Source organism: Massilia oculi (assembly GCF_017582745.1).
Taxonomy (GTDB): Bacteria; Pseudomonadota; Gammaproteobacteria; order Burkholderiales; family Burkholderiaceae_D; genus Telluria; species Telluria oculi_A.
In genome coordinates this window covers 62,025-84,341 of sequence record NZ_JAFVIM010000003.1, presented here as the reverse complement: position 1 = coordinate 84,341, position 22,317 = coordinate 62,025, and the positions used below count along the sequence as shown (strand labels likewise).

The window sequence follows — 22,317 nt, the reverse complement described above, 5'->3', positions numbered from 1 at the left end:
GGATCAGTAGGGGCTGGACGTCGGCCGCACGATCATCTCGCTGACGTCGACGTCCGCCGGCTGCTCGATGGCGAAGGCAATGGCGCGCGCGATCGCTTCCGGCTTGATCGCGCCCTTGCGGAATTCGCGCATCGTGTCGCGCGCCAGCGGGTCCGAGATCGAATCGGCCAGCTCCGACTCCACCACGCCGGGCGAGACCAGCGTCACGCGGATGTCGCTGCCCACTTCCTGGCGCAGGCCTTCGGTGATGGCCGCCACCGCGAACTTGGTGGCGCAGTAGACGGCCGCCGTCGGGCTGACGGTATAGGCGCCGATCGAGGCGATATTGATGAACTGGCCGCTGCGGCGCGCCTGCATCCCCGGCAGCACGGTGGCGATCCCGTGCAGCACGCCGCGGATGTTCACGTCGATCATGCGGTTCCATTCGTCGATCTTGAGCGCATCGAGTTTCGACAGCGGCATCACGCCCGCGTTGTTGATCAAGACGTCGACCTGGCCATGGCGCTCGATGGCGAAGTCGACGAATTCGCGCATGCTTTCCAGGCTCGTCACGTCGAGCTGGGCGACGTCGGCCTTGCCGCCGGCTTCGCGAATATCGGCCGCCAGCGCCACCAGGCGCTCGGTGCGGCGCGCGCCCAGCACCACGCGGTGGCCGAGCGCGGCGAGATGGCGGGCGGTGGCTTCGCCGATGCCGCTGCTGGCGCCGGTGATCAGGACGACTTTGTACAGTTGGTCTTTCATGGTGGGCTCCGTTGTGTGGTTGGACAGTGGAGCCAGTATGGACGCGGACGCGCGCGCCGCCCATGCCGAAAAATCGCGGCGGATTGCACAATAGTCCGGATGTGAAAACGGCGCCCACAGGCGCCGTTGAAAGAGGCAGCGTTCAACGCCGCCCGCACAAATCCCGTTTACGCTTTTGATCCTGCCGGGTCGCGCGGACGCTGGCGGTGGAACGTCAATGGGGTGTAGGCCACGTTCGACGGCGGCGGCGACTTCAGGATGTTCGTCTTCATGGCGCCCACCACGTGCATCTCGCACGGCTTGCAATCGAAGCGCAGCGTGTACTTCTCGTCGCCGCTCACCAGGGTCATCGGCTCGGCCTTCACCTGGCCCTGCACGCCTTGCACGCCTTTGGCCTGCTTCGGACAGAGGTTAAACGAGAAGCGCAGGCAGTGCTTGGTGATCATCAACGACACTTCGCCGGCTTCCTCGTGCGCTTCATACGCCGCGTCGATCAGCTGCACGCCGTGCTTGTGATAAAAGGCGCGCGCCTTCTCGTTGTAGACGTTGGCCAGGTAGCTGAGCTGGGTTTCCGGGTAGACGGGCGGCGGTTCCACCGATGCCTTGCGCTGCGGGCGCTCCCAGGCCGCAAGGCGCGCCGCTTCGTGCGCCGCGATGGCGTCGCGGCGCAGGGCGTTGATGGCGGCGCTCGGCACGAACCACGGCTGGCTCAATTGCAGCGCGACGTGGCCGGCCTCGAACATCGTGTTGCCCAGCTTGGCCAGGCTGGCGCGCAACCCCGCTTCGGCCTGTGCCGCCTGCTGGGCCGGCTGCAGCTCGAGCATGGCCTCGGCGCTCGAGGCGATGCCGTCCTCGTCGACGATGTCCAGGCGCAGGCCGCCCGCCACTTCGCTCAGGATCAGGTCGATCGCCACCTTGCGCTCGGACGACTTTTTACTGAGCGTGGCTTCCCACTGGTGATCGCGGTTGCGGTGGATGACGGTGCCCACTTTCAGACCGGCCAGCGAAGGCATTGGCTCGTTCGGGAACACGCGCCAGCGCTGGCCGTCCGGCTCTTCGCCCAGCTTCTCGGCGCGGTTGGCCTGGATACCGCAGGTGGCGCGCTTGTTCATGTAGTTCAGGCCGTCGCCATTGGCCATCGGCGCATTGGTGACGATATCGAAGCTGTCGCCGTTCAGGCGCGCCACGATGCCGAGTTCCACCCCGACGTATTTCGGCGAATCGAAGGCGCCGATGTCCGGCAGGCGGCCCTGGGCGAAGTATTCGGTGTGGCCGCGGTGGAAGTTCTTGTCGACGTCGGGCGTGAACATCACGCGGGTGCGGCCGCTGGCGGCGCGCGCGAATTCGGGACGGCGCTCGAGCAGCTCGTCCAGCAACAGGCGGTAGTGGGCGGTGATGTTCTTCACGTAACCCATGTCCTTGTAGCGGCCCTCGATCTTGAACGAGCGGATGCCGGCGTCGACCAGCGCTTCCAGGTTGCGGCTCTGGTCGTTGTCCTTCATCGACAGCAGGTGCTTGTCGTAGGCGACCACGCGGCCCTGGCCGTCGGAGAGGGTGTAGGGCAGCCGGCAGGCCTGCGAGCAGTCGCCGCGGTTGGCCGAGCGGCCGGTGTCGGCGTGCGAGATATAGCACTGGCCCGAATAGGCCACGCACAGCGCGCCGTGCACGAAGTATTCGAGCGGCGTGTCGGTGGCGGCGTGGATCTTGCGGATCTGGTCGACCGTCAGCTCGCGCGCCAGCACCAGCTGGGAAAAGCCGACGTCGCCCAGGAATTTCGCCTTCTCGGCGCCGCGGATGTCGCACTGGGTGCTGGCGTGCAGCTGGATCGGCGGCAGGTCGAGTTCGAGCAGGCCCAGGTCCTGGATGATCAGCGCATCCACGCCGGCCTCGTACAGCTGCCAGATCTGCTTGCGCGCCAGATCGAGTTCGCTGTCGTGCATGATCGTGTTCATGGTCACGAAGATGCGCGCACGGTAGCCGTGGGCGAACTGGACCAGCGCGGCGATGTCCTCCAGCGGATTGCTGGCGTTGTGGCGCGCCCCGAAGGCCGGTCCGCCGATGTACACGGCGTCGGCGCCGTGGAGGATCGCTTCGCGGCCGATCTCGGCGGTCTTGGCGGGCGAAAGCAATTCGAGCTCGTGGGCAAGCAGGGACATGGTATTTCCTTTGGGGCGAAGGACGAGATTATAGCGAGATGGCGCCTGCGCGTCATGCTTGGCGTGGCGTCTTGTCAGGATGAAACCATCTCGAGCGAACGCCGCAGCCTGGATGCGGTCCAACCCGCATTGACGCCGCATGCGAAAGGATGGCCGATGGCGGATCAGCCACAGTCCGGAGAGCCCACCGCGCAAGACCACGCGCGGCATGCGAGCTACCTGCTGCTCGGCGGTGGCCTGGCCGCGGCCACCGCCGCCGAAACGCTGCGCCTGGAGGGCGCGCAGGGCGCCATCGTGATGGTGGCGGACGAGCGCGACCCGCCTTATCACCGGCCGCAGCTCTCGACGCGCTTCCTCGAGGGGGACGTCGCGCCGCCCCTGGCGACGGTGCTGCCGCCCGACTACCTCCATGACAATGGCGTGACCCTGCTGTCCGGCGTGCGCGCGACAAGCCTCGATGCCGAGGCCAAGCTGGTGCGCACCGATCACGCGGGCGCGATCCGCTACGACCGGCTGCTGGTTGCCACCGGGGTGCGTCCCATTCACCTCGACGTGCCGGGCGCCGGGCTGCCCGGCATCCACTACCTGCGCACGGCGAGCGATGCGCGCACCTTGCGCGGCGCGATGGAGGGCGCGGCGCGGGCCGTGGTGGTCGGCTCCGGCTTCATCGCCCTCGAGCTGGCCGCGGCCTTCGCGCGCAAGGGCGTGCGGGTGACCGTGCTGGCGCGCCACGGCATCCTGTTCGACAAGCTGCACGATCACGGCATCAGCGACTACCTGCGCGCGCTCTACGTCGGCCAGGGGGTGGAAGTGCTGGCCGATAGCGCCGCCGCCTTCCATGGCGACAAAATGGTGGAAATGGTCGTGACCGAGGGCGGACGCCGGCTGCCGTGCGACCTGGTCGGGGTCGGCATCGGCGTCGCGCCCGATCTCGGCTGGCTCGAAGGCAGCGGGCTGGCGCTGGACGACGGCGTGTGCGTCGACCAGTACCTGCAAGCCTCGCATCCGCTGGTGTGGGCGGCGGGCGACGTCGCCAACTTCACCGATCCCGTGTTTCGCTTGCGCCACCGCATCGAGCATTGGGACAACGCCGTCAAGCAGGGGCGGCTGGCGGCGCGCAATATGCTCGGCATGCGCCTGCGCTACGACGAGGTGCCGTATTTTTCCTGCGAGCTGTTCGGCCAGGGCTTCCAGTTCCTGGGCATGCCCGAGGCCGGCCACCAGCATGCGCGGCTGGGTCGCCCCGACACCCGCTCCTGGGGCTGCCTCTACCTCGACCACGAGGTGCCGCGCGCCCTGTTTTCCACCGGGCGGCCGGCGATCGAGACGCGCGCGATCGAGTCCCTGATCCGCTACCGCACCAATATCGGCTGGGCCTGCAAGCGCCTGCACGAGCCGGATTTTTCCATCACCCGCATTCCCAGCCAGACCGCGCTGATCCTGCAGGGCGGCGGGGCGCTGGGCGCCTTCGAATGCGGCGTGGCTCATGCGCTCGAAGAAGCGGGCATTCAGCCCGACGTCATCGCCGGGGTGTCGATCGGGGCTTTCAATGGCGTGATCATGGCCGCCAATCCGGGCCATGCGGCCGAGGCGCTGGAGGACTTCTGGCGCAGGCTGTCGCTCGACGTGCCGCTCGACCTGCCACAGGCCGCCGAGAGCCTGCTCGACGATCGGGTGCGCCGCCTGCTCGGATCCTGGCAGACGCTCGCCTTTGGCGTCCCCGCGTTCTTCCGGCCGCGCTGGGCCGGCCTGCCGTTCATGGGCACGACGCCGCTGGCCTGGACCAGCCTCTACGATCCGACCCCGGTCAAGGAACTGTTGAAACGCTACGTCGATTTCGGAGCGCTGAAGTCGAGCCCGGTGCGGCTGCTGGTCAGCGCCGTCAACGTCGAGACGGCGCGCCTGGAAATCTTCGACAGCTACGTCGACGACCTGAGCGCCGACCACATCCTGGCCAGCGGCAGCCTGCCGCCGGGCTTTCCCTGGACCACCATCGACGGCAAGCACTACTGGGATGGCGGCATCATCAGCAATTCGCCGCTCGAGCTGCTGCTCGAGCATTCGGGCACGGCGCGCAAGCGCATCTTCATCGTCGACCTGTATCCGGAAACCGGTTCGCTGCCCACCAGCCTGATGGAGGTCCTGGGCCGGCGCGACGAGATCGTGTTCGCCGAGCGCATCCGCCGCGACAGCGCCGAGCAGTCGCTGGTGCGCGATTTTCGCAAGCTGGTCGAGGGCATCCTGGCCTACGCCACCTCGCCGGCCCAGGCCGACCAGGTGCGCCAGTGGCCCACTTATATCCAGCTGATGGGCGACAAGGATGCGGCGCCCAGCATCACCCGGATCGTGCGCAAGGGCACGGAATGCGAGACGGCGGCGCGCGACTACGATTTTTCGGCGCTGTCGATCGCGCGCCATATGGAAGAGGGGCGGACAGCCGCCCGCGAGGCGCTCGCGGCGCAGCGCGGCTAGGGATATCATGTCGTCGCGGCGCGCATGTTAGCGCAAACGGCAGGATGCTTTCCCCTGTTTCGCCCGAGAATCAAACCTTACCCGCAAAATCGGAAGCGGTCCCGATGGCAAAACCATAATCATGCTAACATCGGCCAACATTACTAACTTCTAAAGAAATTCACCGACATGAACAAAACCAGCATCGAGGCCGTCCGCGAATCGATGGAGCAGGGCAAGCCCACCATGGTGGACGTGGCCAGGCTCGCCGGCGTGTCCGCGATGACCGTGTCGCGGGTCATGAACGGCAAGAGCCTGGTGCGTGAAAGCACGCGGCGCAAGGTGGCCGAGGCGGTCGCGGCGCTCAACTACACCCCGAACCAGGAAGCGCGCAACCTGGCCGGCTCCAAGCCGATCCGCGTCGGTTTCCTGTACAGCAATCCGAGCGCCGCCTACCTGAGCGAATTCCTCGTGGGCCTGCTCAACCAGTCGGGCCTCAACAATGTCCAGCTGTTCGTCGAGAAGTGCGAAGCCGGCAACCACGAGATCGAGCATACCCAGCGCCTGATCAATAACGGCCTGGATGGCGTGATCCTGCCGCCGCCGCTGTGCGACAGCGTGGCCGTGCTCGACTGCGTGGCGAAAGCCGGGATTCCGGCGGTGGTCGTGGCCTGCGGCTCGCCGGCGCCGAGCGTGGGGGCGGTCAGCATCGATGACTACGAAGCGGCCCGCTACATGGCGCGGCACCTGATCGCGCTGGGCCACCAGCGCATCGGCTTCATCGTCGGCCATCCGAACCAGACCGCCAGCGCGCGGCGCCTCGACGGCTACCGTGCGGCGATCGCCGAAAAGGGCGCCGATGCCTCCGACGAACTGGTGGTGCAGGGCATGTTCACCTACCGCTCCGGCCTGGACGCGGCCGAGCAGCTGCTCGCGCTGCAGGATCGGCCGACGGCGATCTTTGCCAGTAACGACGACATGGCGGCCGCCACGGTGGCGGTCGCGCACCGCCTGGGCCTGGACGTGCCGGGCGACCTGACCGTGACCGGTTTCGACGATACCGCGCTGGCCACCACGATCTGGCCGGAACTGACCACAGTGCGCCAGCCGATCGCCGGCATGGCGCGCGAGGCGGTGCAGGCGCTGGTGCGCCGCGTGCGCGCACTGCGCGAAGACGAGCCGGCCGAGCCGGAACAGACGCACATGGACTTCGAACTGGTGCGGCGCCAGTCCGACGCCGCCCCGCGCATCCGCCCGCCGGCGCGCCTGCCGTCGGTGGCGAAAGCGCACTGATATCCGATAGATCCTGTCCCTATGAAATCCATTTCAATAATTCGTTGACAACCGTCAAAGGCGCGCTTTAGACTGGGATGATCGCGCTAACACTCCTGTTAAGGGAGTGTCCTGTGCATCCATAATACTCAGAATAATCTGGAGACGACCATGACGGCAGCCGCCGCCCCGACGCTGGGCTACGCGACCTATCCGGACCTGCGCGACAAGCGGGTCGTGATCACCGGGGGCGGCTCGGGGATCGGTAGTGAACTGGTCCGGGCCTTCGCCGGCCAGGGGGCGCGGGTCTGGTTCCTCGACATCGCGCAAGCCCCGGGCCAGGCCCTGGCCGCGGCGCTCCAGGCCGCGCCGCATGCGCCGCGTTTCCTGCACTGCGACCTGGCCGACCTCGATGCACTGGCCGCGAGCTTCGCCGCCATCGAGGGGGAGCTTGGTGGCATCGACATCCTTCTCAATAATGCCGCCAACGACGACCGCCACCACATCGAAGCCGTGACGCCGGCATACTGGGAAAACCGGATGGCGGTCAACCTGCGCCACCAGTTCTTCTGCGCCCAGGCGGCAGTCGATTCGATGCGGCGCCAGCAGGGCGGCGTGATCCTCAACTTCGGGTCGATTTCCTGGCACCTGCCGCACACCGAGCTGGCGCTGTACATGACGGCCAAGGCCGCGATCGAGGGCCTCAGTCGTGCGCTGGCGCGCGACCTCGGGCCTGACCATATCCGCGTCAACACCGTGGTGCCTGGCGCCGTGCGCACCCCGCGCCAGCAAGCGTTGTGGCATACGCCAGAAGAAGAAAACCGCATCCTGGCCGGCCAGTGCCTGCCGGCGCGCGTCGAGATGCAGGACGTGGCGGCGCTGTCGCTGTTCCTGGCTTCGAACAATGCGCGCCGCTGCAGCGGACGCGAATACTTCGTCGACGCTGGCTGGTACGGCGCGTGACTCGAATAGAATGTCAATACGGCGCATCGCGCAAGCGCGCGCGCCGACAATAAAGGAGACAACGATGAAACAAGGCTTCACGAAGATGGGCGTCGCCATCGGACTCGGTTGCGCGCTGCTGTTCGCATCCGGCCTGAGCATGGCCGACGCCAAAAATCCCAAGATCGGCTTCTCGATCGACGACTTGCGCCTCGAGCGCTGGACGCGCGACCGCGATTACTTCATCGGCGCCGCCGAGAAGCTCGGCGCCAAGGTCTATGTGCAATCGGCCGACGCCAGCGAGCAGCGCCAGATCGCGCAGATCGAGAACCTGATCTCACGCGGCGTCGACGTGCTGGTGATCGTTCCCTATAACGCCACGGTGTTGAACAATGCGATCCGCGAAGCGAAGAAGGCGAAAATCAAGGTGCTGTCGTACGACCGCCTGATCCTCAATGCCGACGTCGACGCCTACATCTCGTTCGACAACAAGGCGGTGGGCGAGCTGCAGGCGCAGTCGATCGTCGGCCTCAAACCGAAGGGTAACTACTACCTGCTGGGCGGGGCGCCCACCGACAACAACGCCAAGATCCTGCGCGAAGGCCAGATGAAGGTGCTGCAGCCGCTGATCGACAAGGGCGACATCAAGGTGGTCGGCAGCCAGTGGGTCAAGGACTGGAGCGCATCGGCGGCGATGTCGATCGTGGAGAATGCGCTCACCGCCAACGGCAACAAGATCGACGCCGTGGTCGCGTCCAACGACGCCACCGCCGGCGGCGCGATCCAGGCGCTGGCCGCGCAGAAGCTGGCCGGCAAGGTGCCGGTATCCGGCCAGGACGCCGACCTGGCCGGGGTGCGCCGCGTGATCGCCGGCACCCAGGCCATGACGGTCTACAAGCCGCTCAAGACCATCGCCACCAGCGCCGCCCTTCTCGCCGTGCAGCTGGTGCGCAATGAAAAGCCGGCCTATAACTCGCAGATCAACAATGGCTACAAGCAGGTCAGCACCGTCCTGCTCAAACCCATACTGCTGACCAAGTCGAACGTCGACATGCTGGTGAAGGACGGGTTCTATACCCAGGGCCAGCTGGCCGGCAAATAAGTCCGGATCTCTCCTTTCCCCGTGCCCGCTACCGCGGTCCGGGGATTTTTTCACGCCTTGGAAGTCTTGCGATGTCGGGCTATCTGCTTGAAATGAAGGGAATCGCCAAGCGATTCGACGGGGTACCGGCGCTGGACGGCATCGACCTGGCGATCCGGCCAGGCGAGTGCGTCGGCCTGTGCGGCGAGAACGGGGCCGGCAAGTCGACCCTGATGAAAGTGCTGTCGGCGGTCTACCCGCACGGCAGCTGGGATGGCGAGATCCTGTGGGACGGCCAGCCGCTCCGTGCGCGCTCGGTGCGCGAGACCGAAGAAGCGGGGATCATCATCATCCACCAGGAACTGATGCTGGTGCCCGAGCTGTCGGTCGCCGAGAACATCTTCCTGGGGAACGAGATCACCTTGCCCGGCGGCCGGCTCGACTATCCGGCGATGAACCGGCGCGCCGAGGAAATCCTGCGCGGCCTGCGCCTGCCGGACGTGAACGTGGTGCTGCCGGTGAAGCACTACGGCGGCGGTCACCAGCAGCTGATCGAGATCGGCAAGGCGCTGAACAAGAATGCGCGGCTGCTGATTCTCGACGAGCCGTCGGCTTCGCTCAGCGCCTCCGAGATCGACGTGCTGCTCGAGACGGTGCGCGACCTGAAGGCGCGCGGCGTGGCCTGCGTCTACATCTCGCACAAGCTCGAGGAGGTAGCGGCCATCTGCGACACCATCGTCGTCATCCGTGACGGCAAGCACATTGCCACCACGCCGATGCCGCAGATGAGCGTGGACCGGATTATCGCCCAGATGTGCGGGCGCGAGATGAACCAGATGTATCCGCTGCTACCGCATGACATCGGCGAAGTCGTGATGGAGGCGCGCCACATCACCTGCTACGACCCCGAGAATCCGCGCCGCAAGAAGGTGGACGACGTCTCGTTCCAGGTGCGCCGCGGCGAGATCCTCGGCATCGCCGGCATCGTCGGCGCCGGCCGCACCGAGCTGGTGACGGCGATCTTCGGCGCCTATCCGGGCCGCCACGAGGGCGAGGTCTGGCTCGAAGGGCAAAAAGTCGACACCTCGGACCCCTTGAAGGCGATCCGCGCCGGCTTCGCCCTGGTGCCCGAGGACCGCAAGCACCACGGCATCGTGCGTGACCTGTCGGTGGGCGAAAACATCACGCTGTCGGTGCTGCAGCGCTATGCGCACCTGACCCGCATCGACGACGGCGAGGAAGCCAGCGCGATTGGCGAACAGATCGGGCGCCTGGCGCTCAAGACCGCCAGCCCCGCGTTGCCGATCACGGCGCTCTCGGGCGGCAACCAGCAGAAGGCGGTGCTGGCCCGGATGCTGCTGACCGGGCCGAAGGTGCTGATCCTCGACGAGCCGACGCGCGGCGTCGACGTCGGCGCCAAGTTCGAGATCTATCGCCTGATGCTGGAACTGGCGGCCCAGGGCATCGCCATCGTCATGGTCTCGTCCGAGCTGGCCGAGGTGCTGGGCGTGTCCGACCGCGTGCTGGTGCTGGGCGAAGGCAAGCTGCGCGGAGAATTCATCAACGATGGCCTGAGCCAGGAGACGGTGCTGGCCGCCGCCCTGGGCCAGGCCTGACAAGCAAACGACATCCATGGATACAACGACACTCAAGCGGCTGTTCACCCAATATAAAATCCTGGCGCTGCTGGTGGCGGTCGCCCTGATCTGGACCTTCTTCCACTGGATGACCGAGGGCGGCTTCACCTCGGCGCGCAACGTCTCGAACCTGATGCGCCAGATGTCGATCACCGGCATCCTGGCCTGCGGCATGGTGTTCGTCATCATCGCCGGCGAGATCGACCTGTCGATCGGTTCGCTTCTGGGCCTGCTGGGCGGGATGGCGGCGGTGCTCGACGTCACCCACGGCATGCCGCTGCCGCTGTCGATCGCGGTGGTGCTGGGCGCGGGCTTGATGTGCGGCTTCCTCAACGGCTATCTGACGGCGTATGCGGGCATACCGTCGTTCATCGTCGGACTTGGCGGCATGCTGGCCTACCGTGGCGTGGTGCTGGGACTGACCGACGGCGCCACCGTGGCGCCGGTCTCGCCGGGCTTCGAGCAGATCGGTCAGGCCTATCTGCCGCCGGCATGGGGGATTGGACTCGGCGTGCTGCTGTTGGCGCTGGCCGGCGTGCTGGCCTGGCGCCAGCGGGTCAACCAGGCGCGTCATGGTTTACCGGTAATCGCGTTGTGGCGCTCGGTGGCTCGCGTGGCGCTGGTTGGCGCAGCGCTGGCCGGCCTGATCTCCACCTTCAACAGTTACGAGGGCATTCCGCTGCCGGTGCTGATCCTCCTGACCCTGCTGGGCGTGTTCAGCTACATCGCGCGCCAGACCGTGTTCGGCCGCCGCATCTATGCGGTGGGCAGTAATATGGAGGCGACCCGCCTGTCCGGCATCGACGTGCGCAAGGTGAAATTGTGGATCTTCGGCCTGATGGGGCTGATGTGCGCGCTGGCAGGCCTGATCAATACCGCGCGCCTGGCGGCCGGCTCGCCGTCGGCCGGCGTGTCGGCGGAGCTGGACGTGATCGCGGCCTGTTTCATTGGCGGCACCTCGATGCGCGGCGGCGCCGGCACCGTGCACGGCGCCCTGGTTGGCGCGCTGGTGATGGCCAGCCTGGACAACGGCATGTCGATGCTCGACGTCGACGCCTACTGGCAGATGATCGTCAAGGGCCTGATCCTGACCCTGGCCGTGTGGCTGGACGTGGCCACGCGCAGCAATACCCGCTGACGCGCGGCCACGTGGCTGGCGATTACGCCAGCTTCACTTCACCATCCACCAGGCGCACCAGGCCGAGCGGATTGCCGTCTTGCAGGGCTTCCGGCAGCAGGTCGGCCGGCACGTCCTGGTAGCACACCGGACGCAGGAAGCGCTCGATCGCAGTGGCGCCGACCGAGGTGCTGCGCGCATCCGAGGTCGCCGGGAACGGGCCGCCGTGCACCATCGCATACGACACCTCGACGCCGGTCGGGAAGCCGTTGAACAGGATGCGGCCCACCTTGCGCTCCAGCAGCGGCAGCAGGGCGCCGGCCAGTGCATGGTCGCTCTCCACCGCGTGCACGGTGGCGGTCAGCTGGCCCTCGAGGTGGCGGGTCACGGCCAGGATCTCGTCTTCAGTGCGGCAGGCGATCATCAGGGACACCGGTCCGAAGATTTCTTCTTCCAGCGCCGGGTTGGCGAGGAAGGTCGCGGCGTCGCACTGGTAGAGGGCGGCGCGCGCGGCGCAGCCGGGGCCTTCCTGGCTGCCGTTCGCCACCAGCTGTACGCCGCTGACGCCCGCGCGCTTGGCCGTGGCGTTGTCGTAGGCCTGATGGATGCCGGCCGTGAGCATGGTGCCGGCCGGCTTGAGCTGCAGCGCGGCAGCGGCGGCGTCGCGGAAGGCGTCGAGCTGCGGGCCTGCCAGGCCGATCACCAGGCCCGGGTTGGTGCAGAACTGGCCGACGCCCAGGGTCAGCGAATCGACGAAGGCGCCAGCCAGCCTGGCGCCACCCGCTTCCAATGCGCCCGGCAGCAGGTAGACCGGATTGATGCTGCTCATCTCGGCATACACGGGAATCGGTTCCTTGCGCTTGGCGGCGATCTGGGCCAGCGCCAGGCCGCCTCCGCGCGAGCCGGTGAAGCCGACGGCGCGGATCGCCGGATGGCTCACCAGGTCGCCGCCGATCTGATTGCCTTCGCCGATCAGCAGCGAGAACACGCCTTCCGGCATGCCGCATTCGAGGGCCGCCTGCAGCACGGCCTTGCCGACCAGCTCCGAGGTGCCGAGGTGGGCGTTGTGGGCCTTGACCACGACCGGGCAGCCGGCAGCCAGGCTTGATGCGGTGTCGCCACCGGCCACCGAGAACGCGAGCGGGAAGTTGCTGGCGCCGAAGACGGCGACCGCGCCGAGCGGGATCTTGCGCATGCGCAGGTCGGGGCGGGGCGGGGTGCGCTCGGGCAGGGCCGAATCCAGGGTCGCTTCCAGGAAGTGGCCGTCGCGGACCACCTTGGCGAACAGGCGCAATTGGTTCACGGTGCGGCCGCGCTCGCCCTCGAGGCGGGCCGCCGGCAAGCCGCTTTCCTGGCCGGCGCGTTCGATCAGCAGCGGGCCCAGGTCGAGGATGCGCTGGGCGATCGTCTCCAGGAAGCGTGCGCGCTGTTCCAGGGGCAGGGCGCGATAGGGCTCGACGGCGGCATCGGCCAGTTCGCAGGCGCGGGCCAGGTCGGACGGCGTCGCCAGGCCGAATTCGGGTTCCAGGTTTTGCTTCTTGGCGGGATCGTAGGCGCGGACGACGCCGGCGCTGCCGCGCAGGATCTGGTGGCCGATGATCATTTCGCCGCTGATATTCATGGTGGATCTCCTAGTTGGAATTGGTTGGGTTGTTGATGTCATACGCAATCAGGCGCTGTTGCGGGATCGTCGATAGAACATTCAGCCTAAATGATAACGTTTTCTGTTAGCGCGAACATTTTAGTTGCAAGCGTCTCCTGTATTGATTAGCATGGTTGCCAGCAAGCTAATAATAAAGACAGGCAGGAGACAAGATGCGTACCACGATCGCCCGTCGACCCGTCATGGGTTGGCGCTCGACCATGGGTGTGGTTGCGACCGTGTGCGTCGCCGCCGTGGCCATGGCCGCCCCTGTCGTCCAGGACGGCGCCAGCTATGTCTGGGACAGCGTCACCATTGGCGGCGGCGGCTTCGTGACCGCGATCGTGCCCAGCCGCAGCGAACCGGGCGTCGCGTACGCCCGCACCGACGTCGGCGGCGCGTATCTGTGGCGGGCAAAAGAAGGCCGCTGGACGCCGCTGCTCGATTGGGTGGGTGAGGACCAGACGGGCTTCCTGGGCATCGACGCGCTGGCGATCGATCCCGACAACGCCTCCAGGGTGTGGCTGCTGGCGGGGATCGCCTACCTGAACGGCGGACGGACCGCCATCCTGCGCTCGAACGATTACGGCAAGACCTTCGACGTGATCGACGTCAGCCATCAGTTCAAGACCCACGGCAACGGCTTCGGGCGCCAGGGCGGTGAGCGGCTGGCCGTCGATCCGGGCGCCAGCAAGCGCCTCTACCTCGGCTCGCGCCGCGATGGCCTGTTCGAGAGCGCCGACTCTGGCGCCACCTGGCAGCGCAACCGGGCGCTGGCGGTAACCACGACGCCCAACGACGTGGGCCTGAACATCGTGCTGCCCGACCCCGCCAGCGTGAAGAACGGCCGCGCGCAGCGCCTGTTCGTCGGCGTATCGCGCTTCGGCAGCGTCGGCCCGAACCTGTACCGCAGCGACGACGCCGGCGCGACCTTCGTGCCGGTGGCGGGAAGCCCGGCCGGCCTGATGCCGCAGCGCGCGGCCTTCGACGGCGCCGGCAAGCTGTACATCACCTATGCCAACGGCGCTGGCCCGCACCCGGACAAGAGCGCCAGCGAGCCGATCGACCGCGGCCAGGTGTGGCAATACGAAATTGCCGGCGGCGCCTGGCGCAATGTGACGCCGGTGGGATCGAACCGGCCGTTCGCCGGGATCAGCGTCGATCCGCGCAACCCCAGGCGGCTGGTGGTCTCCACCATCAATACCTTCATCGCCCAGGGCGATGCGCGCGGCGACCGCATTTTCGTGTCGACCGATGCCGGCGCCAACTGGGTCGACGTGATCGCACGCGGCTTCCAGCGCGACGCGGCCGGCGTGCCCTGGCTCGATGGCCATGCGATCCACTGGGCTGGCTCGGTCGAATTCGATCCGCTCGACCCGCGCGCGGTGTGGGTCACGTCCGGCAACGGGGTGTTCCGCACGCCCGATATCGACGCGACTCCCGCCACCTGGACCTTCACCGTGAAAGGCCTGGAAGAGACGGTGCCGCTCGGCCTGGTCAGCCTGCCGGGTGCGCCGCTGGTTTCGGCCATCGGCGACTACGACGGCTTCGTGCATGACGATCCGGCGCGCCCGGGACGCATCCACCGGCCCGAGATCGGCACCACCACCGGGCTCGATGCCGCCGCCCGCCGCCCGGGCAGCGTGGTGCGGGTGGGGGACGCGATGCTCATCACGCGCGACGGCGGCATGACCTGGACGCAGACGCCGGCGCTGCAGGGCAAGCGCGGGAAGGTCGCGATGTCGAGCGATGGCGCGACCCTCATCCATGCGCCGCAGGGCTCCTCGACCCTGTATCGTTCGGCCGACGATGGCGCCAGCTGGACGCGGGTGGCGGGCCTGGCCGGCCGGGACCTGCGCGCCGTCGCCGATCCCGTCGACCCGAAGGTGTTCTATGCCTATGACGGCAAGGCGTTGATGGCCAGCCTGGACGCCGGCGCCAGCTTCGCGCCGCGCGCCAGCCTGCCGCCGGGCGGCTCGACACTGATCCGCGCGCTGCCGGGCCGCGAGGGCGACCTGTGGGTGGCGCTCAAGGACGGCGGCCTGGTGCGCTCGCGCGATGGCGGCGCCAGCTTCGCGCCGGTGGCCGGCGTCGGCTACTGCGGCGCGGTCGGTTTCGGCAAGGCCGCCCCGGGAAAGGTTGAACCGACCGTGTACATCTGGGGCAGCGTCAAGGGCGTGCGCGGCATTCACCGCTCGCTCGACCTCGGGCGCAGCTGGCAGCGCATCAATGACGACGCCCACCAGTACGGCGGACCAGGCGACGGCCACTTCATCGTCGGCGACATGAACCGCTTCGGCGTGGTCTACATGAGCACCGCCGGGCGGGGCATCGTCTACGGAAGGCCGGGACCGACATGAAGATATTTTTTAGCCTGCGCCTCCTGCTGGGCGCCAGTGCCTTCGCGCTGGCGACGTGCGCCGTCGCAGCGCCCGAGATGGTGCTGCGCTACGACCGGCCGGCCCAGGACAATGACCAGGGCTGGGAGAAAGAGGCGCTCCCGATCGGCAATGGCCGCATCGGGGCCATGGTGTTCGGCCAGCCAGGCCGCGAGCACCTGCAGTTCAATGACATCACGTTGTGGACCGGCGACGACCGGACCATGGGCGCCTTCCAGCCTTTCGGCGACCTGCTGGTCGAGCTGCCCGGCCACGAGAGCGGCGTGCTTGAGTACCGCCGCACGCTCGACCTCGAGCGCGGCGTGCATACGGTGACCTATACGCATGGCGGCGTGCGCTACCGGCGCGAGGCCTGGGCGAGCTACCCGGCCCAGGTGATCGTGCTGCGCCTGACTGCCGACCGGCCTGGCCGCTACACCGGCGCCGTGGCCCTGACCGACCGCCATGGCGCCCATCTCGCGGTGGCGAACGGCCGCCTGTATGCGTCGGGCACCTTGGCCGGCTTCGCGCCGTCCGACCAGGCGCCGAGCGCCAACGTGATGTCCTACGCCAGCCAGGTGCAGGTGGTCAGCGATGGCGGCAAGCTGGTCGCGGACGGCGAGCGCCTCGCCTTCGCGGGCGCGGATGGCCTGACCCTGATCCTGGGCGCCGGCACCAGTTATGTGCTCGATGCCGCGCGCAACTTCGAGGGCGGGCATCCGCTGGCGCGCGTGACCGCACAGGTGGACAAGGCCGCTGAGCGAACGCCGGCGGCGCTTCTCGAGGAACACGCCGAAGATGTTGGGCGCCTGCTGAAACGTGTGGCGATCGACCTGGGCGAGACGCCGGCGGAACGTCGCGCGCTGCCGACCGATGCGCGGCTGCTCGCCTATACGAAGTCGGGTGGCGATCCGGAGCTGGAGGCCCAGTACTTCCAATATGGCCGCTACCTGCTGGCGTCCAGCTCGCGCGGCTCGCTGCCGGCCAATCTGCAGGGCCTGTGGAACAACAGCCTGACGCCGCCGTGGAATTCGGACTATCACACCAATATCAACATCCAGATGAACTACTGGCCGGCCGAGGTGACGAACCTGGGCGAGCTGGCCTTGCCGTTCTTCGATTTCGTGAACGGCGTGGCGCCCAGGTGGCGGCGCGCCACCGCGGCCGAATTCGGCCGCGCCGACGGCCGGCCGGTGCGCGGCTGGACCCTGCGCACCGAATCGAATCCCTTCGGCGCCATGGACTACCTGTGGAACAAGACCGGCAACGCCTGGTATGCCCAGCACTTCTGGGAACACTATGCGTTCAGCCGCGACGAGCGCTTCCTGCGCGAGGTGGCCTATCCGGTGATGAAGGAGGCCAGCGCCTTCTGGCAGGACTACCTCAAGGAACTGCCGGATGGGCGCCTGGTCGCGCCGCAGGGCTGGTCGCCGGAACACGGCCCGGTCGAGGATGGCGTCGCCTACGACCAGCAGATCGTGTGGGACCTGTTCAACAATACGGTCGAGGCGGCCGGCATCCTGCAGGTCGATCCGGAGCTGCGCGCAACACTGACTGCCATGCGCGACCGCCTCGCCGGCCCGCGCATCGGCAGCTGGGGACAACTGCTCGAATGGCTGGAAGAGAAGAAGGACCCGGTGCTCGACACGCCGCACGACACCCACCGCCACGTGTCGCACCTGTTCGCGCTGTTCCCGGGACGCCAGATCGATGCCGTGCGCACGCCGGACCTCGCCCGCGCCGCGCGCCGCACGCTGGAAGCGCGCGGCGACGCCGGGACCGGCTGGTCGATGGCGTGGAAGATGGCGTTCTGGGCCAGGCTGCACGACGGCGACCGCGCCCATCGCATGCTGCGTGGCCTGCTGGCGGCGCCGGGCGCGCGTGCGGCCGAACAGGCCGGCATCTTTTCGGAGCATAACAATGCCGGCGGCACCTATCCGAACCTGCTCGACGCCCATCCGCCGTTCCAGATCGACGGCAATTTCGGCGCCACCGCCGCGATCGCCGAAATGCTGCTGCAATCGCAGGGCGGCGAACTGCACTTGCTGCCGGCGCTGCCATCGACCTGGGCGCGCGGCTCGGTGAAGGGATTGCGTGCGCGGGGCGGCTATGAAGTCGACCTGCGCTGGGCCGATAGCCGCTTGCAGGACGCCACGGTGCGGGCGGTGGCCGGGAAGGGTGGACCAGTCAAGGTCCGCTACGGCGCCAAGCGCATCGAGATCGATGTGGCCAAGGGCCAGGGCCGCAGCCTGGACGCGGCGCGCTTCCGCTAACGACAAGAATGACAACCAAGGAGACGACCAGCATGACCTTGAAACAACTCGTCCGCACGCTTGCTCCGCTCTGCCTCTTGTGGGCCAGCGCCGGCGCGAGCGCCGCCGACCCCGAGCTGCCGCGCCTCGTCGAAAAGGATGGCCGGCACGCGCTGATGGTGGACGGCGCGCCGTTCCTGATGCTCGCCGGCCAGGCCCATAACTCCAGCAACTATCCGGGCGCCTTGCCCAAGGTGTGGGCGGCGTTGAAGGATGCGCACGCCAATACGCTCGAGATGCCGGTCGCCTGGGAGCAGGTGGAGCCGAAGGAAGGAGAATTCGACTTCAGCTTCCTCGACGCCTTGATTGCGCAAGCGCGTGAAAACGATATCAGGCTCGTCATCGTCTGGTTCGGCACCTGGAAGAACACGGGGCCGGGCTACCTGCCGGAATGGGTCAAGTTCGATAACAGCCGCTTTCCGCGCATGAAGGACAAGGACGGCAAGACGGTCTACAGCCATTCGCCGTTCGGCGAAGAGACCCTCGCGCTCGATCGGCGCGCCTTCGTCAAGATGATGGAGCACATCAGGAAGATCGACAGCGGTCACCGCACCGTGATCATGGTGCAGGTCGAGAACGAGGTGGGCACCTACGGCGTCCCGCGCGACCATGGAGAGCGCGCCGAGGCGGCCTTCCGCCAGCCGGTGCCGGCCGCGGTGCTGGCGCGCCAGAAGCCGAAGGTCGCGGGCGTGACGCAAGGATCCTGGCGCCAGGTGTATGGCGACTATGCCGACCAGTACTTCCATTCCTGGGCCATCGCCAGCTATATCGAGTCGATCGCCAGCGCCGGGCGCGCGGTGTACGACCTGCCGATGTTCGTCAACGCCGCCCTGCGCGAGCCTTCGCTCGACGGCAAGCCGGCGGCGCCGTGGAAATCGAACTTCGCCAGCGGCGGGCCGACCTGGGACGTGATCGACATCTACAAGGCGGCCGCGCCGCACATCGACCTGGCGGCGCCCGACATCTACATGCCGGAATCGAACAAGGTGACGGCGGTGCTGAAGTCCTACCAGCGGCCGGACAACGCGCTGATGGTGCCGGAGATGGGCAATGCGGCGGGCTATGCGCGCTATGTGTACCAGATCGTCGGCATGGGAGCCCTGGGCGTGGCGCCGTTCGGGCTCGACTACTTCAAGTACAGCAATTACCCGCTGGGCTCGAAGTACACCGACCGCCGCATGATCGAACCCTTCGCCACCGTGTACGGCGTGTTCGCGCCGATGCAGCGCCAGTGGGCGCGCTGGGCCTTCGAGGGCCGCACCCATGGCGTGGCCGAGGGCGACGACCGCGCGCCGCAGACGGTGGCGCTGAACGGCTGGAAGGCGACCGTGTCGTTCCGCGAATTCCAGTTCGGCGAGCGCCAGTACCTGAAGGACAAGAGCGAATACAAGGAAGGAACCGAGAAGCCGGGCGGCGGCGTGGCCATCGCCCAGGTCGGCGAGAACGAGTTCGTGCTCGTCGGCCAGCAGGCGCGGGTCAAGTTCGCGGGCGATGGCCCGAACGCGGGCAAGCCCTCGCTGCTGGCGCGGGTGGAGGAAGGGCGTTTCGACGCCAATGGCCGCTGGGTGATGGAACGCAACTGGAACGGCGACCAGACCGACTATGGCCTCAATCTGCCGGCGACACCGGTGGTGCTGAAGGTCAGGCTCGGGACGTACCAGGAATAACAACGATGAAGACAGGAGATCGACAATGCGTATGCGTATGAGACAGACCCAGGTGGCAGCCGCGGTGCTGTTCCTCGCCTCCGGGCTCCAGGCCCATGCGGGCACTTTTCAACAGACCGCCACCGGCATCGACGTGCGGCCCGATACTGGCGCCAAGGTGGTGCGCCTGAATCTGATGAGCGATAACATCATCCAGGTCGTGAAGCTCGCCGAGGAGAACAAGACGCTCACGCCCTCGCTGATGACGGTGGCGGCGCCGTGCGGCGACAAATGCACGTTCATGGTCACGCCCGCGACGGACGAGGTCCAGCTCAAGGCGGGCAAGATCGCGGCCACCGTGTCCCTGAAGGACGGCCAGGTCCAGTTCTTCGACGCCGCCGGCAAGCGCTTCCTGGCCCAGGCATCGGAATCGATGAAGCCGGTCGACGTCGGCGGAAAGCCGTTCCTGGCGATCAAGCAGGGCTTCAACCACGGCACGAAGGACGCCTATTACGGCCTGGGCCAGCACCAGAACAACCAGATGAACTACAACGGCGAAGACGTGCTGCTGGCCCAGCACAATATGATTGCCGCCGTGCCTTTCGTGGTGTCGGACAAGGGCTATGGCCTCCTGTGGGACAACAACTCGATCTCCCGCTTCGGCGATGCCACGCCTTACGACCACATGTCGCGCGACCTGGTCCTGCGCAGCCTTGATGGCAAGCAGGCCGGCCTGACCGCGCGCTACTACGTCGACGGCAAGCTGGCCCTGACGCGCCAGGAAAAGGACATCGATTACCAGTACCTGAAGGACGTGGACGAGAACTGGCCGAAGGAGCTGAAGCCCGCCAAGGACCTCAAGAACGTGCGCGTGGTATGGGAAGGCACCATGAGCAGCGACAAGCCGGGCGTGCACAAGATGCAGCTCTATTCGTCGGACTACGCCAGGCTGACGGTGGACGGCAAGGAAGTGATGGACGTGTGGCGCATGGGCTGGAACCCGTGGTACCACAACTTCGAGGTCAAGTTCGACAAGAACCAGCCGGTCAAGCTGCACCTCGAGTGGAAGCCGTCGGGCGGCATGGTGGCCATCACCCACAACAACCCGCTCCCAAGCGCGGAGCGCCATTCGCTGACCATGTCGTCCGAGATCGCCGAGGCGATCAACTACCACGTGATCAGCGCCGACAGCATGGACGGCGCGATCGCCGGCTACCGCCACCTGACCGGCCAGGCGCCGATGATGCCGAAATGGGCCTATGGCTTCTGGCAGTCGCGCCAGCGCTACGAGACCCAGCAGCAGCTGCTCGACGCCCTGGGAGAATACCGCAAGCGCGGCTGGCCGCTCGATAACATCGTCCAGGACTGGTTCTACTGGCCCGAGGATGGCTGGGGTTCGCACGACTTCGACAAGACCCGCTTCGCGGATCCGAAAGGCATGGTCGATGCCGTCCACAAGCAGAACGCCCGCATCATGCTGTCGGTGTGGGGCAAGTTCTACGCCAATACCGACAACTACAAGGAGTTCGCATCCAAGGGCTATATGTGGACCAAGAACGTTGAGAATGGCTCGCGCGACTGGGTCGGCAAGGGTTACCTGAACAGCCACTACGACCCGTACACTCCGGAAGCGCGCGCGATCTACTATCGCCAGCTGAAGACAAAGCTGGTCGACCTGGGCTTCGACGCCTGGTGGATGGACAATACCGAACCTGACGTGCTGTCCAACAGCCGCCTGGAAGACTTCAAGCAGCTGATCGGACCGACCGTGTATGGCGCCGGCGAAATCACCTTCAATCCCTACAGCCTGGTGAGCACGGGCGCCATGATCGATGGTCTCAAGCGCGACCAGCCCGACAAGCGCCAGTTCATCCTGTCGCGCTCGGGCTTCGCCGGTATCCAGCGCAACGCCGTGGCGGTGTGGAGCGGCGACACGGTCGGGCGCTGGAACAACCTGTACGACCAGATCGCGTCAGGCACCAATATGTCGATGTCGGGCGTCCCGAACTGGACCCACGACATCGGCGGCTATGCCCAGGAGGTGCGGTTCCAGACCGGCGACGTCGGCTCGGCCCAGGAAAACCGCGTCACCAGCCGCGCCGCGGCCAATCCGGAAGACATGGAAGAGTGGCGCGAGCTGAACCACCGCTGGTTCCAGTTCGGTGCCTTCACGCCGCTATTCCGTTCGCACGGCGAGGTGGTCAAGCGCGAAATCTATAACATCGCCGCTGGCGACGATGCGATGCGCGACAATATGGTCTGGTGGCTGAAGCTGCGCTACCGCCTGATGCCGTATATTTATACCGCCGCATCCGATACCCACTACCGCTCGGGCACAATCATGCGCGGCCTGGCGATGGACTTCCCGAACGACGACAAGGCCAAGAACGTCAAGGACCAGTACATGTTCGGGCCTTCGTTCCTGGTCGCGCCGGTGTATGAATACAAGGCGCGCCAGCGCCAGGTCTACCTGCCGGCCGGCGCCGACTGGTACGACTTCCACACCGGCGAGCGCCACCAGGGCGGCGCGACCCGCACCATCCAGGCGCCGCGCGAGCGCATGCCGCTGTTCGTCAAGGCGGGTTCGTTGATCACCGCCGGTCCGGTGACCCAGTACGTCGACGAGAAGCCGGATGCGCCGGTGACGGTGTTCGTCTACGCCGGCGCGAATGGCGTGGCGACCCTGTACGAGGACGATGGCGTTTCGAACGCTTACCAGCGCGGCGAAGCCAGCCGCATCCCGATCAGCTACGACGACAAGGCCGGCGTGGTGCAGATCGGCGAGCGTGTCGGCCGCTACCAGGGCATGGTGGAGAAGCGCGAGTTCCGCGTGCGGGTCATCAAGCCTGGCGTGTCGACCGCGGCCGACATGGATGCGTCGGACAAGTCGGTGGTCTATGACGGCAAGCCGGTAAGCATCAAGCTGTAATCATGGGCCGGGC

13 protein-coding genes are annotated in these 22,317 nt (G+C 66.9%); 10 read left to right on the top strand and 3 right to left on the bottom strand.

The window, feature by feature from the left end:
• Nucleotides 1–3 precede the first annotated feature (3 nt).
• Nucleotides 4–741, bottom strand: a complete 738-nt coding sequence (locus J3U95_RS04510; protein WP_208277464.1) for an SDR family oxidoreductase — start codon at nucleotides 739–741, stop codon at nucleotides 4–6.
• Between the two features lie 167 nt (nucleotides 742–908).
• Entirely contained in the window at nucleotides 909–2,897 is a 1,989-nt protein-coding gene (locus J3U95_RS04505) for a peptidase U32 family protein (RefSeq protein ID WP_208277463.1), read from the bottom strand.
• A gap of 156 nt (nucleotides 2,898–3,053) precedes the next feature.
• On the opposite strand from J3U95_RS04505, the gene J3U95_RS04500 reads away from it, so the two are divergent.
• The 6 genes from J3U95_RS04500 to J3U95_RS04475 all read left to right on the top strand — a co-directional run bounded on the left by J3U95_RS04500 (nucleotide 3,054) and on the right by J3U95_RS04475 (nucleotide 11,418).
• Nucleotides 3,054–5,369, top strand: coding sequence for an FAD-dependent oxidoreductase (locus tag J3U95_RS04500; RefSeq protein ID WP_208277462.1), 2,316 nt, complete (start codon nucleotides 3,054–3,056; stop codon nucleotides 5,367–5,369).
• A 168-nt stretch (nucleotides 5,370–5,537) separates the two neighbouring features.
• Nucleotides 5,538–6,641, top strand: a complete 1,104-nt coding sequence (locus tag J3U95_RS04495) for a LacI family DNA-binding transcriptional regulator (protein WP_208277461.1) — start codon at nucleotides 5,538–5,540, stop codon at nucleotides 6,639–6,641.
• A 150-nt stretch (nucleotides 6,642–6,791) separates the two neighbouring features.
• Nucleotides 6,792–7,583: a D-xylose 1-dehydrogenase gene (gene xylB, locus J3U95_RS04490; protein WP_307728338.1), complete on the top strand. Its 792-nt coding sequence runs from the start codon at nucleotides 6,792–6,794 to the stop codon at nucleotides 7,581–7,583.
• Between the two features lie 85 nt (nucleotides 7,584–7,668).
• The gene (xylF, locus tag J3U95_RS04485) at nucleotides 7,669–8,664 is read left to right on the top strand and encodes a D-xylose ABC transporter substrate-binding protein (protein WP_229519653.1); all 996 of its coding nucleotides are present in this window, start codon (nucleotides 7,669–7,671) and stop codon (nucleotides 8,662–8,664) included.
• Between the two features lie 71 nt (nucleotides 8,665–8,735).
• Complete coding sequence (gene xylG, locus J3U95_RS04480; RefSeq protein WP_208277459.1) at nucleotides 8,736–10,259, top strand: D-xylose ABC transporter ATP-binding protein; 1,524 nt, start codon at nucleotides 8,736–8,738, stop codon at nucleotides 10,257–10,259.
• 16 nt (nucleotides 10,260–10,275) lie between these two features.
• Nucleotides 10,276–11,418, top strand: a complete 1,143-nt coding sequence (locus tag J3U95_RS04475; RefSeq protein ID WP_208277458.1) for a sugar ABC transporter permease — start codon at nucleotides 10,276–10,278, stop codon at nucleotides 11,416–11,418.
• Nucleotides 11,419–11,440: 22 nt separating this feature from the next.
• Here the strand turns inward: J3U95_RS04475 and J3U95_RS04470 are convergent, their stop codons facing one another.
• Entirely contained in the window at nucleotides 11,441–13,018 is a 1,578-nt protein-coding gene (locus tag J3U95_RS04470) for an aldehyde dehydrogenase (NADP(+)) (RefSeq protein WP_208277457.1), read from the bottom strand.
• A gap of 194 nt (nucleotides 13,019–13,212) precedes the next feature.
• Here J3U95_RS04470 and J3U95_RS04465 point away from each other — a divergent pair, with 194 nt between their 5' ends.
• Genes J3U95_RS04465 through J3U95_RS04450 form a run of 4 tightly spaced genes read left to right on the top strand, consistent with a single transcriptional unit; the run spans nucleotide 13,213 to nucleotide 22,304 of the window.
• Nucleotides 13,213–15,399 carry a beta propeller repeat protein gene (locus tag J3U95_RS04465; protein ID WP_208277456.1) on the top strand — a complete coding sequence of 729 codons (2,187 nt, stop codon included), beginning with the start codon at nucleotides 13,213–13,215 and terminating at the stop codon, nucleotides 15,397–15,399.
• Nucleotides 15,396–17,690 carry a glycoside hydrolase family 95 protein gene (locus J3U95_RS04460; protein ID WP_208277455.1) on the top strand — a complete coding sequence of 765 codons (2,295 nt, stop codon included), beginning with the start codon at nucleotides 15,396–15,398 and terminating at the stop codon, nucleotides 17,688–17,690. Before J3U95_RS04465 ends, J3U95_RS04460 begins: the two co-directional genes overlap by 4 nt.
• Before the next feature lie 32 nt (nucleotides 17,691–17,722).
• The gene (locus J3U95_RS04455) at nucleotides 17,723–19,396 is read left to right on the top strand and encodes a GH35 family beta-galactosidase (protein WP_208277454.1); all 1,674 of its coding nucleotides are present in this window, start codon (nucleotides 17,723–17,725) and stop codon (nucleotides 19,394–19,396) included.
• Nucleotides 19,397–19,427: 31 nt separating this feature from the next.
• Nucleotides 19,428–22,304 carry a glycoside hydrolase family 31 protein gene (locus J3U95_RS04450; protein ID WP_229519638.1) on the top strand — a complete coding sequence of 959 codons (2,877 nt, stop codon included), beginning with the start codon at nucleotides 19,428–19,430 and terminating at the stop codon, nucleotides 22,302–22,304.
• Nucleotides 22,305–22,317: the final 13 nt, after the last annotated feature.